General features: G+C 74.0%; 10 protein-coding genes and 3 pseudogenes. 6 read left to right on the forward strand and 7 right to left on the reverse strand.

The features are described from left to right. Positions 1 to 13: 13 nt before the first annotated feature. Positions 14 to 874: an SDR family oxidoreductase gene (locus tag VSR01_RS23615; protein WP_326451153.1), complete on the reverse strand. Its 861-nt coding sequence runs from the start codon at positions 872 to 874 to the stop codon at positions 14 to 16. A 138-nt stretch (positions 875 to 1012) separates the two neighbouring features. Here VSR01_RS23615 and VSR01_RS23620 point away from each other — a divergent pair, with 138 nt between their 5' ends. Beyond that, positions 1013 to 1396 (forward strand): winged helix-turn-helix transcriptional regulator, encoded by a 384-nt coding sequence (locus tag VSR01_RS23620; protein ID WP_326451154.1) that lies wholly within the window; start codon positions 1013 to 1015, stop codon positions 1394 to 1396. Between the two features lie 64 nt (positions 1397 to 1460). On the opposite strand, the gene VSR01_RS23625 is transcribed toward VSR01_RS23620, so the two are convergent. The 3 genes from VSR01_RS23625 to VSR01_RS23635 form a co-directional block, all read right to left on the reverse strand. After that, positions 1461 to 2525: a 2-oxoacid:ferredoxin oxidoreductase subunit beta gene (locus VSR01_RS23625; protein ID WP_326451155.1), complete on the reverse strand. Its 1065-nt coding sequence runs from the start codon at positions 2523 to 2525 to the stop codon at positions 1461 to 1463. Next, a complete protein-coding gene (locus VSR01_RS23630) occupies positions 2518 to 4521 on the reverse strand; it encodes a 2-oxoacid:acceptor oxidoreductase subunit alpha (RefSeq protein ID WP_326451156.1) in 2004 nt (667 codons plus the stop codon). Before VSR01_RS23630 ends, VSR01_RS23625 begins: the two co-directional genes overlap by 8 nt. A 220-nt stretch (positions 4522 to 4741) precedes the next feature. Then, positions 4742 to 5401 carry a response regulator transcription factor gene (locus tag VSR01_RS23635; protein WP_326453779.1) on the reverse strand — a complete coding sequence of 220 codons (660 nt, stop codon included), beginning with the start codon at positions 5399 to 5401 and terminating at the stop codon, positions 4742 to 4744. A gap of 209 nt (positions 5402 to 5610) precedes the next feature. Between VSR01_RS23635 and VSR01_RS23640 the strand changes: the two genes are divergently transcribed. Beyond that, positions 5611 to 6711 carry a quinone oxidoreductase family protein gene (locus VSR01_RS23640; protein WP_326451157.1) on the forward strand — a complete coding sequence of 367 codons (1101 nt, stop codon included), beginning with the start codon at positions 5611 to 5613 and terminating at the stop codon, positions 6709 to 6711. Positions 6712 to 6863: 152 nt separating this feature from the next. On the opposite strand, the pseudogene VSR01_RS37905 reads toward VSR01_RS23640, so the two are convergent. The 3 genes and pseudogenes from VSR01_RS37905 to VSR01_RS23660 form a co-directional block, all read right to left on the reverse strand. Next, positions 6864 to 7581: pseudogene (locus tag VSR01_RS37905) on the reverse strand (sensor histidine kinase); the annotation flags it as partial. After that, positions 7576 to 8411: pseudogene (locus VSR01_RS23655) on the reverse strand (sensor domain-containing protein); the annotation flags it as partial. The pseudogenes VSR01_RS37905 and VSR01_RS23655, both read right to left, overlap by 6 nt. Before the next feature lie 120 nt (positions 8412 to 8531). Then, positions 8532 to 9737: a sensor histidine kinase gene (locus VSR01_RS23660; protein WP_326451159.1), complete on the reverse strand. Its 1206-nt coding sequence runs from the start codon at positions 9735 to 9737 to the stop codon at positions 8532 to 8534. A 233-nt stretch (positions 9738 to 9970) separates the two neighbouring features. On the opposite strand from VSR01_RS23660, the gene VSR01_RS23665 reads away from it, so the two are divergent. The 4 genes and pseudogenes from VSR01_RS23665 to nuoH all read left to right on the forward strand — a co-directional run bounded on the left by VSR01_RS23665 (position 9971) and on the right by nuoH (position 13287). Next, positions 9971 to 10360 (forward strand): NADH-quinone oxidoreductase subunit A, encoded by a 390-nt coding sequence (locus VSR01_RS23665; RefSeq protein WP_326451160.1) that lies wholly within the window; start codon positions 9971 to 9973, stop codon positions 10358 to 10360. After that, a pseudogene (locus tag VSR01_RS23670) lies at positions 10351 to 11091 on the forward strand (NADH-quinone oxidoreductase subunit B); the annotation flags it as partial. The gene VSR01_RS23665 and the pseudogene VSR01_RS23670, both read left to right, overlap by 10 nt. A gap of 37 nt (positions 11092 to 11128) precedes the next feature. Continuing rightward, on the forward strand, positions 11129 to 12328 hold the full coding sequence (locus VSR01_RS23675; protein WP_326451161.1) for an NADH-quinone oxidoreductase subunit C: 1200 nt from the start codon (positions 11129 to 11131) through the stop codon (positions 12326 to 12328). Further along, complete coding sequence (gene nuoH, locus VSR01_RS23680) at positions 12325 to 13287, forward strand: NADH-quinone oxidoreductase subunit NuoH (protein WP_326451162.1); 963 nt, start codon at positions 12325 to 12327, stop codon at positions 13285 to 13287. The genes VSR01_RS23675 and nuoH overlap by 4 nt, the downstream gene beginning before the upstream one ends. Position 13288: the final 1 nt, after the last annotated feature.

Here is a 13288-nt window from a genome sequence, read left to right on the forward strand (position 1 = left end):
AGACGGCCGCGGCTCAGCCCTTCACGGCCGCGGCCACCGTCTGCGGCATCGGCGTCGTCGGGCGGCCGATCAGCCGGGCCAGGTCGTCCGAGCCGCCCGCCAGCACGCCGCGCGAGATGGCCGCGTCCACGTCGACCAGGAGGTCGGCGAAGGCCTCCGGCAGGCCCGCGCCGACCAGGATCGCCTTGTGCTCGGCGGGGGAGACGTTGCGGTAGGCGATGTCCCGGCCGGTCGCCTCGGAGACCGCCGCGGCGTACTCCGCGAAGCTCCACGCCACGTCGCCGCTCAGTTCGTACGCGGTGTTCTCGTGGCCCTCGCCGGTGAGCACCGCGGCCGCCGCCGCGGCGTAGTCGGCGCGGGCGGCCGAGGCGACCCGGCCGTCCCCGGCGCTGGCGACGACCGCGCCGTGCTCCAGCACCGTGCCCAGGTTCTGCACGTAGACCTCGGTGTACCAGCCGTTGCGCAGGAAGACGTACGGCAGCCCCGAGGCGAGGATCAGCTCCTCGGTGGCCTTGTGCTCGTCGGCCAGCTTCAGATCGGCCTTCGGGCCGCCCAGGATGCCGGTGTAGGCGAGCAGGGCGACGCCCGCCGCCTTCGCCGCGTCGATCACCGCCCGGTGCTGCGGGACGCGCTTGCCGACCTCGCTGCCGGAGATCAGCAGCACCTTGTCGCCGGCGTGGACGGCGGCCGTCAGGCTCTCCGGGCGGTCGTAGTCGGCCACCCGCAGCTCGACGCCGCGCGCGGCCAGATCGGCGGCCTTGGCCTCGTCCCGGACGACCGCCGCGATGTCGCCGGGCGCGACGCCGCGCTCCAGCAGGTCCGCGATGACCAGGCGGCCGAGGTGGCCGGTGGCTCCGGTGACGACGATGCTCATGAGGGCTCCAGTTCCAGCGGTGGGTTCAGGGTGTGCGCAGAGACATATGCGCATATGCGACGGTTGACCGTCCACGTGAGCCACCGTAACGCGAGCACTAACTTCGGGAAAGTACCCACCTTGACGTATGGTACGTACATGAAGGTAAGTGCGGTGAGGATCGCGGAGAAGCTGGAGCGCGGCTGCCCGGAGCGGGCCATCCTGGAGCACGTCACCAGCACCTGGGGCGTCCTGGTGCTCCTTGAGCTGTCCGACGGCCCCGAGGAGTCACGCCGCTTCAGCGAGCTGCGCCGGGCGATATCGGGCGTCAGCGAGAAGATGCTGACCCAGACGCTGCGGGTGCTGGAGCGCGACGGTCTCGTCAGCCGGCACGCCCGCCCCGTCATCCCGCCGCACGTCGACTACGCGCTCACCCCGCTCGGCGCGCAGGCCGCCGCGCTGGTGCGGGCGCTCACCGAGTGGACGGCCGTGCACGCGCCCGACGTGGCCGAGGCCCAGAAGACGTACGACGCCGCGCACTAGGCGTGCGCGGCGTCGCGGCGGGTCCGAAGGACGCCCCCGTCCCGGACGGGGCCCCCAGGCGGCGTCAGCCGACCACCGTCCACGTGTCGTTGCCGGCCAGCAGCTTGCCCAGGTCGCCTTCGCCCTGCCGGGTCTGCGCCTGCCGCAACTGCTCGGCCATGTCCACGTCGTAGACCGGCCGCGCGACGTCGCGCAGCACGCCCACCGGGGTGTGGAAGAGCGTGTCCGGGTCGGCCAGCCGGGACAGCGCGAAGGCGTTCGTCGGCGACGGCGCGTGCGCGTCGTGCACCAGCACCTCGTCGGCGCCCTCGGCGGCCACGTCGATCACCCGCAGGTCGCCGGTCGCCCGGTCGCGTACCACGCCCTTGCCGCCCAGGCCGTCCGCCGCGGGCGCGCCGAAGCGGATCGGCTGCCCGTGCTCCAGCCGGATCAGCGCCTCCTGCGCGCTCTCCTTGTCCTTGAGCGTGTCGAACGCGCCGTCGTTGAAGATGTTGCAGTTCTGGTAGATCTCCACCAGCGCGGTGCCCTCGTGCTGGGCCGCCGCCCGCAGCACGCTCTGCAGGTGCTTGCGGTCGGAGTCGATGGTGCGGGCCACGAACGACGCCTCGGCGCCCAGCGCCAGCGACACCGGGTTGAAGGGCGCGTCCAGCGAGCCCATCGGCGTCGACTTGGTGATCTTGCCGATCTCCGAGGTCGGGCTGTACTGGCCCTTGGTCAGTCCGTAGATCCGGTTGTTGAACAGCAGGATCTTCAGATTGACGTTGCGCCGCAGGGCGTGGATGAGGTGGTTGCCGCCGATGGACAGCGCGTCGCCGTCGCCGGTCACCACCCACACGCTCAGATCCCGCCGCGAGGCCGCCAGCCCCGTCGCGATGGCCGGCGCGCGCCCGTGGATGGAGTGCATGCCGTAGGTGTTCATGTAGTACGGGAACCGCGAGGAGCAGCCGATCCCGGAGACGAACACCACGTTCTCCCGGGCCAGGCCCAGTTCCGGCATGAAGGACTGCACGGCGGCCAGGATCGCGTAGTCACCGCAGCCCGGGCACCAGCGCACCTCCTGGTCGGACTTGAAATCCTTCATGGTCTGCGGCGCCTGTGCCTTGGGCACCAGTGCGAGTGCGTCAGACATTCCCGTGCTCCTCGTCGGCGGTGCCGAGCCCCTTGGCGGACCCGGTGGGTCCCGCGCCGAGGTCCTGGCTCAGCTCAGTGATGGCGGCGGCCAGCTGCTCCGCCTTGAACGGCAGTCCGGTGACCTGGTTGTACGACCGGGCGTCGACCAGGTACGTCGCCCGCAGCAGGTGTGCGAGCTGGCCGAGGTTCATCTCCGGCACGATCACCCGCTCGTAGGACCGCAGCACCTGGCCGAGGTTGGCCGGGAACGGGTTGAGGTGCCGCAGGTGCGCCTGCGCCACCGCGCCGCCCTCGCGCCGCACCCGCCGGACCGCCGCGGTGATCGGCCCGTACGTCGAGCCCCAGCCCAGCACCAGCGTGCGGGCGGCGCCGTCCGGGTCGTCCACCTCGACGTCCGGGACCGCGATGCCGTCGATCTTGGCCTGCCGGGTGCGGACCATGAAGTCGTGGTTCTTCGGGTCGTACGAGATGTTGCCGGTGCCGTCCTGCTTCTCGATGCCGCCGATGCGGTGTTCCAGGCCGGGCGTGCCGGGCACCGCCCAGGGCCGGGCGAGCGTCTCGGGGTCGCGCAGGTACGGCCAGAAGGTTTCGCTGCCGTCCTCCGCCGTGTGGTTCGGCGCGGAGGCGAACTCCACCCGCAGGTCCGGCAGTTCGTCGGCCTCCGGGATGCGCCACGGCTCGGAGCCGTTGGCCAGGTAGCCGTCGGACAGCAGCATCACCGGGGTGCGGTAGGTCAGCGCGATCCTGGCCGCCTCCAGCGCCGCGGTGAAGCAGTCGGCGGCGGTCGCGGGCGCGACCACCGGCACCGGCGCCTCGCCGTTGCGCCCGTACATCGCCTGCAGCAGGTCGGCCTGCTCGGTCTTGGTCGGCAGGCCCGTCGAGGGGCCGCCGCGCTGGATGTCCACCACCAGCAGCGGCAGCTCCAGCGACACCGCCAGGCCGATCGTCTCGGACTTCAGCGCCACGCCGGGCCCCGAGGTGGTGGTCACCGCGAGCGACCCGCCGAAGGCCGCGCCCAGCGCCGCGCCGATCGCCGCGATCTCGTCCTCGGCCTGGAAGGTCCGCACGCCGAAGTTCTTGTGCCGGGACAGCTCGTGCAGGATGTCCGAGGCCGGCGTGATCGGGTAGGAGCCGAGGAACAGCGGCAGCCCGCTGCGCACCGAGGCCGTGACCAGGCCGTAGGCCAGCGCCAGATTCCCCGAGATGTTGCGGTAGGTGCCGGCCGGGAAGGCGCTCGCGGCCGGCTGCACCTGGTAGGAGACCGCGAAGTCCTCGGTGGTCTCGCCGAAGTTCCAGCCCGCGCGGTAGGCCGCGACGTTGGCCTCGGCGATGTCGGGCTTCTTGGCGAACTTCGTGCGCAGGAAGCCCTCGGTGCCCTCGGTCGGCCGGTGGTACATCCAGGACAGCAGGCCGAGCGCGAACATGTTCTTCGCCCGCTCGGCGTCCTTGCGGGCCAGGCCGCTGTCCTTGAGCGCCTCCAGGGTCAGCGTGGTCAGCGGCACGGGGTGCACCGCGTACGCCTCCAGGCTGCCGTCCTCCAGCGGGTTCGCCGCGTAGCCGACCTTCTGCATCGCGCGCTTGGTGAACTCGTCGGTGTTGACGATGATCTCCGCGCCGCGCGGCAGGTCGGCCAGGTTCGCCTTCAGCGCCGCCGGGTTCATCGCCACCAGCACGTCCGGGGCGTCGCCCGGGGTGAGGATGTCGTGGTCGGCGAAGTGCAGCTGGAAGGAGGACACGCCCGGCAGGGTGCCCGCGGGCGCGCGGATCTCGGCCGGGAAGTTCGGCAGCGTCGACAGGTCGTTGCCGAACGACGCGGTCTCGGAGGTGAAACGGTCACCGGTGAGCTGCATACCGTCACCGGAGTCGCCCGCGAAGCGGATGATCACGCGGTCCAGCCGCCTGACCTCCTTCGACGGACTGCGCTGTACGCCGAGGACGTCGGTCACCACGGGTTGTGTCGCCCCGTCGACGGGGCTGCTGACCTGGCTGGTCACGGAAACGGACCTCCCATTCGAGGCGGCTTCGAGGCGGCGGCTCACCGGTCATCGTACGACGGTGAGGGTCACCTCCCCGGACGTCCCGCAATGTGGAAGTAACCGGAGTGACCCGCTGCGATCGTGCGGAGGTCGCGCTCCGGGCCGGCCGCGGGGGCGCGGGCGGCGGGACCCGCGACGGGCCCGCGCCGGCCAGCCGCTGGCCCGCGCGCCCTGCCCGCTACGAGTTCAGATAGGTGAGCACCGCGAGCACCCTGCGGTGGTCGCCCTCGCTCGGCGCCAGCCCCAGCTTCAGGAAGATGTTGCTGACGTGCTTCTCCACCGCGCCGTCGCTCACCACGAGCTGCTTGGCGACCGCCGAGTTCGTCCGGCCCTCGGCCATCAGCCCCAGCACCTCGCGCTCGCGCGGCGTCAGCCCGGCCAGCACGTCCTGCTTGCGGCTGCGGCCCAGCAGCTGCGCGACGACCTCCGGGTCCAGCGCGGTGCCGCCCTCAGCGACCCGCACCACCGCGTCGACGAACTCCCGCACCTCGGCCACCCGGTCCTTCAGCAGGTAGCCCACGCCGCGGCTGCTGCCCGCGAGCAGCTCGGTGGCGTACTGCTCCTCCACGTACTGCGACAGCACCAGCACGCCGATGCCCGGGTGGTCCCTGCGCAGCTGCACCGCCGCGCGCACGCCCTCGTCGGTGTGGGTCGGCGGCATCCGCACGTCCGCCACCACCACGTCCGGCGGCGCTCCCTGGTCGGCCAGCTCGCGCACCGCCTTGAGCAGGCCCTCCGCGTCACCGACGCCCGCGACCACGTCATGGCCGCGGTCGGTCAGCAGCCGGGTCAGCCCCTCCCGCAGCAGCACCGAGTCCTCGGCGATGACCACGCGCACTTCGTCCTCCACCGTTCTCCAGCCCCCGTCCGGCCCGTCCGGCCCGCCGGCTCTTCGCGCCGACTCTCCCAGCATCCCAGCAACGGCGGGCCGATGGGGAATACGGTTTGCCATGGGCAAGGTTGCGCCCGGCTCCGTCGCCGGAGGCCCGGTGCGCGAGCCCGTCAGCGAAGGCGCCGCGACCTGCGGCGCCCAGGAGAGGAGAGCGCGTGCGCGCGGTCGGTTTCGACGTCAACGGCGGTCCCGAGGTGCTGCGGCCCGTGGAGGTGCCGGTGCCGGTCCCGGGCCCCGGTGAGGTGCTGATCCGGGTCGCGTACGCGGGCGTCAACCACGGCGAGGTGCGGCACCGGCTGGGCGACTTCGGCGCACCCGACGGCATCGCCGTTCCCGGGTTCGAGGTCTCCGGCGAGATCGCCGAGGTCGGGCCCGACGTGGCCGGCGCGGCCCTCGGCGACCCGGTCGCCGCCTACCTCCCCGACGGCGGCGGCTACGCGGAGTACGCGGTCGCGCCCGCGGTGTTCGCCTTCCCGCTGGACGGCGTGTCGCTGCGCGACGGCGGCGGCGCGGGGCTCGGGCTCACCACCGCCTACGGGCTGCTGACCGGCGCGGCGCGGCTGGCCGCCGGCGACTCGGTCCTCATCCACGCGGCGGCCGGCGGGGTCGGCTCGGCCGCCGCCCAGATGGCCCGCGCGCTCGGCGCCGCCCGGGTGCACGGCACGGTCGGCTCGGCCGCGAAGACGGACTACGCGAAGCGGTTCGGGTACGACGCGGTGCACCTGCGCGAGGACTTCGCGGCGGCGTTCGCGGGGACGGCGGCGGGGACGTACGGCGAGGTGTCCGCCGGGTCCGCGGGGAGGTACGGCGAGGCGTCGGCCGGATCGGCGGCGGGAGCGTTTGCGCGGGCGTACGCCGGTCTCGACGCCGGCCTCGACGACGGCGGCGCCGGCTTCGACGTCGTGCTGGACCCGGTCGGCGGCCCGGCCCGGCTGGCCGGCCTGGCGGCCCTCGCGCCCTTCGGCCGGCTGGTCGTCTACGGCGAGGCGGCCCGCCGCCCCGACCTCAGCGTCCCGGTGCGCGGCCTGCGGGAGAACAACCGCTCCGTGGCCGGCTACGACATCCGCGACCTCGCCCGCCGCGCACCCGGCACGGTGCGCTCCCACGCCCTGGCCGCGCTCTCCCTGCTCACCTCGGGCGCGATCCGCGTCGACGTCACCTCCGAGCTGCCGCTGGCCGAGGCCGCGCGGGCCCACGAGGTGCTCCAGGCCGGCGCGAACGTCGGCAAGACGCTGCTCGCGGTCCGCCCCGCCTGACCGCCCGGCGAGAAGCACGCCGCGGGCGTACCGCGGGCCGGAGGCGTACCGCGCGCCGCAGGCGTACCGCGGGCCGGGGGCGTCCCGCCCCGAGAGGGGGCCGGGGGACTCGCGCGGCCGGTCCCGCGCGGGCCCCGCCGACCCGCCGGGGGTCAGGAACGCCAGGGCAGCTCGGCGGTGATGCGGGTCGGTCCGCCGCGCGGGGAGTCCACGACGAGCACGCCGTCGACGGAGTCCAGCCGCTCGGCGAGTCCCGCCAGGCCGGAGCCCGCGTCGGCGGACGCGCCGCCCCGGCCGTCGTCGCCGACGTGCAGCATCAGCCGGTCCTCGACCTGCCAGACGTCGACCCAGGCGCGCGAGCCGCCGCTGTGCTTGGAGACGTTCTGCAGCAGCTCGGAGACGGTGAAGTAGGCGATGCCCTCGATCGCCGGCACCGGCCGGGCCTGGCAGGTCGACCGTGACGGTCACCGGGACCGTGCAGCGCGCCGCGACCGCGGACAGCGCCGGGCCGAGCCCGCGGTCGGTGAGGATCGCCGGGTGGATGCCGCGGGCGAGGTCGCGCAGCTCCTGCAGGGCGATCTTCACCTCGCCGTGCGCCTCCTCGACCATCGCCGCGCCCGCCTTCGGGTCCTCCAGCAGCTTCTCCTTGGCCAGGCCGAGGTCCATCGCGAGGGCGACCAGGCGGGCCTGGGCGCCGTCGTGCAGGTCGCGCTCGATCCGCCGCAGGTCGGCGGCCGCGGTGTCGACGACCACCCCGCGGTCCGACTCCAGTTCGGTGACGCGGGAGGCCAGCCGGGACGGCCCGAGCAGCCCGCTCACCATGAACCGGTCCACGTGCGCCATGCCGCGGATCAGCCACGGCCCCGCCAGCACCAGCGCGCCGCCGACCACCACGCACAGCAGCATGTCCGCGGGGGTGTGCAGCCACCAGCCGTGCCGGCCGTCGTCACTGCCGTAGACCTGGAGGCCGTCCTGCCCGAAGTAGACCGGGAACACCCACCGCCACAGCGGGTAGGTCAGCAGCCCCCAGCCGTAGACCAAAAAACTGACCGACACCGAGAAGGTGGCGATGCCCCACGGGAAGTGCAGCAGGCAGTACGCCACGTGCCGCCAGTTCGTGCCGCTGCCCAGCTGCGCGCCGAGGCGGCCGAGCAGCCCCCGGTCCCGGCGGGCGGCCGGCCCGGCTCCTCGACGTCCAGCCAGAGCAGCGCGCGCGCCCTGGACCGCTCCACCCGGCCGACCGCGCGGCAGCCGGCCAGCGCGAGCGCCAGCAGCGGCAGCCCGACGAAGGTCACCAGCAGGCCCGCGCCCACCGCCAGCATCGTGACCGTCCAGACGAAGCCGACCAGGCACATCGGGAGGTTCAGCAGCAGGTAGCCGAACTCGCGCCAGGTCCGCGCCTCGAAGGGGGCGCGGAGCACCGGGGGCAGCCGGTGCGGGCGGGCCTCGCGGCGCGGGCCCTGGCCGGGCAGGTCGCCGTCGCGCAGGTCGCGGTCGGACAGGTCGCGGTCGGACAGGTCGCGGTCGCGCGGGTCACGGTCGCGCAGGTTCCGGCCGGTGCCGGTGCCGGTGCCGGTGCTCCCGGTGTGGCGCTCGGATGCGCGTTCCTGCGGCGAGAAGCCGTACGCCATGGTCGGGACCGTCCTTTCCGCGCTGCTCGTCATACGTCCAGGGTGGCCGGAACGCGTGCCCGTACCCATGGTGCGGATCGGCCTCTTCGGGGTGGGGTTAGCCCCACCCCGGACGCGGCGGTCCCGGCCCGCGACCGGATCGCGCCCCGGGAGCGGCGACCCCCGGCCGGCTCGCGCCGTGCCCGCGGCTCAGCGACGCGGCTGCGCGGTCTTCCGGAAGTCCCGGTCGCGCCACGGCAGTTCCGCGGTCACCACGGTCGGGCCGCCGACCGGCGAGTTGACGACGAACAGCCCGTCCACCGAGCCCAGCCGCTCGGCGAGGCCGGCCATGCCGGTGCCGCCCGAGGTGTCCGCGCCGCCCTGCCCGTCGTCCCGCACCTGGATCATCAGCCGGTCGTCGGCGCGCCACACGTCCACCGAGGCGCTGCGCGCCCTGCTGTGCTTGGAGACGTTCTGCAGCAGCTCGGAGACGGTGAAGTAGGCGATGCCCTCGATCGCCTCGGCCGGCCGCGCCCGCAGGTCGACGGTGACCGAGACCGGCACGGTGCAGCGCGTGGCCACCGACGACAGCGCCGCGTCCAGGCCGCGGTCGGTGAGGATCGCCGGGTGGATGCCGCGGGCGAGGTCGCGCAGCTCCTGCAGGGCGATCTTCACCTCGCCGTGCGCGTCGCCCACCATCTTCGCCGCGGCCTCCGGGTCCTCCAGCAGCTTTTCCTTGGCCAGGCCGAGGTCCATCGCGAGGGCGACCAGGCGGGCCTGGGCGCCGTCGTGCAGGTCGCGCTCGATCCGCCGCAGGTCGGCCGCCGCCGTGTCCACCACGACGCCGCGGTCCGACTCCAGCTCGGCGATCCGCCGCTCCAGTTCGTCCGAGGGCTGCAACAGGCCGCGGACCATCGCCCGGTCCACCGTCGTCATGCCCCGGGACAGGAACGGCAGGATCGGCCACGCCACGAACAGCGAGGTCAGCGTGATCACGAAGGTCACGATGCCCCACGGCAGGCGGGCCGCGAAGTACAGCGCGTGCCGCCACCCCACCGGGTCCTTCAGCGCCGCCCACAGCCAGCGCAGGAAGCCCATCCGGCCGCGCGGCAGCGGCGTCGGCTCCTCCACGCGCACGCCCAGCAGATCCCGGGCCCTGGCCCGCTCGACCTTGCCGAGCAGCCGGCAGCCCGCCAGGCCGGCGGCGAGCAGCGGCAGCCCGATGACGGTGACCGCCAGGCCCAGGCCCACCGACAGCATCGTCACCACGTAGACGAAGCCGACGATCACCATCGGCAGGTTCAGCAGCAGGTAACCGACCTCCTTCCACGTCGCGGTCTCGAACGCGAACCGCGGCGGCGGCAGTGGGTCGGTCGTGACGGTGGCGCGGCGGGCGGTCGGCGGCGAGGTGTTCATGGGGAGATCGTGCCGGTCCGGGGGCGGCCGGCGCCATGGGGAGCACGCTCCGGGCGGGGTGGGGTTATCCCCCCTTCGAGGGGACTCGGCGCGCCGGGGCGACGCCGCGCCGGCTGTGAGCCGTATCGCAGTGCGGTACGGCTGTCAGCGCGTTTTCGCCAGGGCCTAGACTCTCCCTCCGTATAAATCGTGCAAAGATCCATCCGGATCGAGAGGGAACGAGGGCGGACCCAGTGGACTCCCACGACCGGTTCCACGGCTACTTCCACGGTTACTCGGTGGTCGGCCTGGTCGCGGTGGTCGGTGTGCTCTTCGTGGTCGCCGCCTTCGCGGGCGGCCGGCTGCTGCGGCCGGTGGTGCCGACGCAGGAGAAGATGCTCACGTACGAGTGCGGCGTCGACCCGGTCGGCGAGGGCTGGGCGCACACCCAGATCCGCTACTACGTCTACGCGTACCTCTACGTGATCTTCGCGGTGGACGCGATCTTCCTCTTCCCGTGGGCCACGGTGTTCGCGATGCCCGGATTCGGCGGCACGACGCTGGTGGAGATGTTCGTCTTCATCGGCTTCCTGGCGGTCGGGCTGCTGTACGCCTGGAAGAAGGGCGTACTCGAATGGGCGTGAACGACAACGGGAACGATGACGGGAACGACGACGTGAGCGGGCAGGTGAACGGCGGCGCGGACGCGGGCGGCGGCGTGGCCGTCGGCGGCGGCGCGGACGCGGGCGGGCGTGGGCCCGAACTGCTGCCAGAGCCGCGCAGACTGGGCCCGCTGGCCAGGCTCGCCCCCGAGCCGATGAAGGTGGTCCTCAACTGGGGCCGCCGCTACAGCCTGTGGGTCTTCAACTTCGGCCTCGCCTGCTGCGCGATCGAGTTCATCGCCGCGTCGATGGCCCGGCACGACTTCATCCGGCTCGGCGTGATCCCCTTCGCGCCCGGCCCCCGCCAGGCCGACCTGATGGTCGTCTCCGGCACGGTCACCGACAAGATGGCGCCCGCCGTCAAGCGGCTGTACGAGCAGATGCCCGAGCCGAAGTACGTGATCTCCTTCGGCGCCTGCTCCAACTGCGGCGGCCCGTACTGGGACTCCTACTCGGTGACCAAGGGCGTCGACCAGATCATCCCGGTCGACGTCTACGTGCCCGGCTGCCCGCCGCGGCCCGAGGCGCTGCTCCAGGGCATCCTCAAGCTCCAGGAGAAGATCGCGCGCGAGTCGCTGGGCGAGCGGTACGCGGGTGCGGGTGCGGGTGCGGGTGCCGGCGCGGGCGGGGGCGGCGCGAGCCGGCGCGCCCCGGCCGCCGCGGTGACCAGCGGGCTGGTGACCCCGCCCGCCGGACCCGGCGGCACGGCCGGCCAGCCGAGGACCGTCCCGGTCCGAAGGCGGGGGAGCGATGAGCCTGTTCGACCGGCTGCCCGACGCGGCGGCGGAGGTCTTCGGCGACGGCGCGACCGGCGAACTGGCCTACGACCTGCTGACCGTCGACGTCCCCGCGCAGTCCTGGACCGCCGCGCTGACCATTGCCCGCGACGACCTCGGCTGCACCTTCTTCGACTGGCTCAGCGCGGTCGACGAGCCCGGAGCCGGTTTCCGCGTGTGCGCGCACGTGGTCGCGCTGAGCGGGCCGGGCGGCGCGGCCGAGCCGGGTGGTGCGGGCGGCGGGAGTGGGCCGGGCGGCACGGGCGGCGCGGGTGAGCCGGAGGTCTCCGGGCGTTCCGCGGGCGGTACGGCTGCCGCGGGCGATACGGCTGGCGCGGGCGGGCCGGCGCGCGTACGGCGCCTGCTGCTGCGGACGACCGTGCCGTACGAGTCCGCCGCGGTGCCGACCGCGACCGGCGTCTACCCGGGTGCGGCCTGGCACGAGCGCGAGACGCACGAGATGTTCGGCGTGGACTTCCCCGGACACCCGGGGCTGGCCAAGCTGTTGCTGCCCGAGGAGTTCGAGGGGCACCCGCTGCGCAAGGACTTCGTGCTGGCCGCGCGGGTCGCCAAGGCGTGGCCCGGCGCGAAGGAGCCGGGCGAGTCCCACGACGGCGGGCCCAAGCGGCGCCAGATGCTGCCGCCCGGCGTGCCCGACCCGAACGAGTGGGGCCCGCTCAAGGGCCAGCTGCCGCCGGCCCCGGCCCGTACGCCCCGCGCGGGCGCGGGTCCGCGCGCCGCGGCGGGCGAGCGGCCGCCGCGACGGATGCGCAGCGCGTCGGCGGGCTCCGCGAGCCAGCAGGAGCAGCAGGCCGCGCAGCCGCCGACCACTCCGCCGTCCCCGAACACCCCCGCCGCCCCGCCGGCTCCGGACGCGCCCGGTGCCTCCGGCGGCGCCGAGGCCGCGCCGCCGCGCAAACGCACCGCCGACGCCCCCTGGGAGCAGCCCCGCGAGCCGCGTGAGCCGCGTGAGGCGCGTCCAGAACGCCGCCGCCCGCCTGCCGAGCCGGGGCCCGAGCCCGCCCCTGAGCCCGGACCCGCGCCTGAGCCCGAGGCCGGGCCCGCGCCTGAGCCCGAGGCCGGACCCGCGCCCGAGCCCCCGCCTGCGACCGACCCGGCGTCCGGGACCGATCCCGAGCCGCCCGCCGACCCCCCTGCCGGAGGCACGACGTGAACGACACGCTGGACGTCGTCCTGCGGCTGGTCGCCGTGCTCGTCGTGTTCCTGGTGTTCCCGCTGCTGGTGGGTCAGACCGAGCACAAGGTGATGGCGCACATGCAGGGCCGGCTCGGCCCGATGTACGCCGGCGGCTTCCACGGCTGGGCCCAACTCGTCGCCGACGGCGTGAAGTTCGCGCAGAAGGAGGACGTGGTGCCGGCCGACGCCGACCGCCGCGTCTTCCAGCTCGCGCCGGCCGTCGCCCTGCTGCCGTACCTGCTGGTGCTGATCGCGATCCCGGTCGGCCCCGACGGCTTCGTCGGCCAGGCGCTGGACGCCGGACTGTTCTTCGTCCTGGCCGTGATGGGCGTCGGCGTGCTCGGCTCGCTGATGGCCGGCTGGGCCTCGGCCAACAAGTTCTCGCTGCTCGGCGGCCTGCGCACGGCCGCCCAGCTGATGGCGTACGAGCTGCCGATGCTGCTCGCCGCCGCCTCCGTGGCGATGGCCGCCGGCACCCTGTCGCTGCCCGGCATCGTGGAGTCGTATCACTGGTGGTGGACGCTGTGGCAGCTCGTGGGCGGCCTGGTGTTCTTCACCGCGGGGCTCGCCGAGCTGCAACGGCCGCCGTTCGACATGCCGGTCGCCGACTCCGAGATCATCTTCGGCGCGTACACCGAGTACACCGGCCTGCGCTTCGCGCTGTTCCTGCTCGCCGAGTACGCCGGCATCGTCGTGCTCAGCGGCCTGACCGCGGTGCTCTTCCTCGGCGGCTGGCACGGCCCGTGGTCCGGCAGCGTCGGCTGGCTGTGGACGCTGCTGAAGACCGCGGTGCTCTCCTTCGCGGTGATCTGGCTGCGGGTCAGCTACCCCCGGCTGCGCGAGGACCAGTTGCAGAAGCTCGCCTGGACCGTGCTGATCCCGCTCTCGCTCGCCCAGATCGCCCTGACCGGCGTCGTGAAGGTGGTGACCTCCTGAC

This window comes from Actinacidiphila sp. DG2A-62 (genome assembly GCF_035825295.1).
GTDB lineage: Bacteria > Actinomycetota > Actinomycetes > Streptomycetales > Streptomycetaceae > Actinacidiphila.

Excerpts from the sequence above, each read along its gene's own strand:
- VSR01_RS23660 (WP_326451159.1), bottom strand. The coding sequence starts at position 9,737 with ATGAACACCTCGCCGCCGACCGCCCGCCGCGCCACCGTCACGACCGAC.
- VSR01_RS23615 (WP_326451153.1), bottom strand. The coding sequence starts at position 874 with ATGAGCATCGTCGTCACCGGAGCCACCGGCCACCTCGGCCGCCTGGTC.
- VSR01_RS23625 (WP_326451155.1), bottom strand. The coding sequence starts at position 2,525 with ATGTCTGACGCACTCGCACTGGTGCCCAAGGCACAGGCGCCGCAGACC.
- VSR01_RS23620 (WP_326451154.1), top strand. The coding sequence starts at position 1,013 with ATGAAGGTAAGTGCGGTGAGGATCGCGGAGAAGCTGGAGCGCGGCTGC.
- VSR01_RS23675 (WP_326451161.1), top strand. The coding sequence starts at position 11,129 with ATGAGCCTGTTCGACCGGCTGCCCGACGCGGCGGCGGAGGTCTTCGGC.